At 63.0% G+C, this 1,142-nt stretch carries 1 protein-coding gene; it reads right to left on the bottom strand.

The features are described 5' to 3' along the window. A partial coding sequence (locus AC4FWB_RS34390; RefSeq protein WP_491030650.1) for an ABC transporter permease occupies positions 1 to 893 on the bottom strand: 893 nt, incomplete at its 3' end. Positions 894 to 1,142: the final 249 nt, after the last annotated feature.

Below are 1,142 nucleotides of genomic sequence, written 5' to 3'. Positions count from 1 at the left end.
AAGAGCGAGATGCCGCCGATCACCGTCGCGGTGATCGCTTGCAGATTGTAGTCGGTGACGGCGGCGGAGGGCGAAATCGAGCCGTTGCGGCCGATCGAGACCCAGGCCGCGAAGGCGGCGATCAGGCCGGCAAGCGTGTAGACGGCCATCAGCACCTTCTTGGTCTGGATGCCGGAGAGCTTCGCCGCTTCCGGATCGTCGCCGACGGCATAGACATGGCGGCCCCAGGCCGTGTGGTTGAGCACGTACCAGAGCAGCATCACCAGCAGGACCATGGCGATGACGCCGGCCGTCAGCACCGCGGAACCGACCCTGAAGCTCAGAGCGAAGAAGTGCAGCAACGGCGCCTGGGCGTCGACGTCGGCGTCGCGGATCGTCTCATTGGCCGAATAGATGAAATTGGTGGCCATGACGATGTTCCAGGTGCCCAGCGTCACGATGAAGGGCGGCAGCTTCATGTAAGCGACCAAAAAACCGTTGAGCAGGCCGCAGGCACCGCCGGCGGCAAGGCCCACGATTACCGCAAGAAGGGTCGGCATCCCGTAAGTGAGGGCGCAGTTGCCCATGATCACCGCTGAAATCACCATGATCACGCCAATCGAGAGATCGATGCCGGCGGTCAGGATGACCAGCGTCTGGGCGGCGCCCAGAATGCCGACGATGGCGATCTGCTGCAGGATCAGCGTCAGTGTGTAGGACGAGAAGAAGCGCCCGCCGATGGCAACGCCGAAGATGATGATCGACAACACCAGCACGATCAGCGGCACCGCCGCCGGCGTGGAATGCAGGAAGTGCTGGGCGCGCTTGACGAACGACTTGCCGTGCTCCTCGAAGGCGGCGACATTCGTGTCGCTGCCCGGGAGTACTTTCTCGAATTCCTGAATCTGAGACATGTCTCCTCCCGTCTGTGCGGAGCCTGCTCACTGCCCCACACGCCGTCCACGCTATCCGGTCTGTCGCCAGGATTGTCAGCGCTTATGAAAGCGCATCGTCCACCCGATGCGGCCGGGGATCAAGCCCCCGGCCGCAAGGTTTGTTGCCAGTCAGACCAGCATCAGCCCCAGCACTTGGCCAGGCCTTCCTTGGTGTCGATCGACTTCACGCCGTTGGCCGGCTTGTCGGTCACCAGATTGACGCCGGTG

The sequence above is a fragment of the Mesorhizobium sp. LEGMi-168a genome, from assembly GCF_058312955.1.
This window is presented reverse-complemented; position numbering and strand designations above follow the sequence as displayed.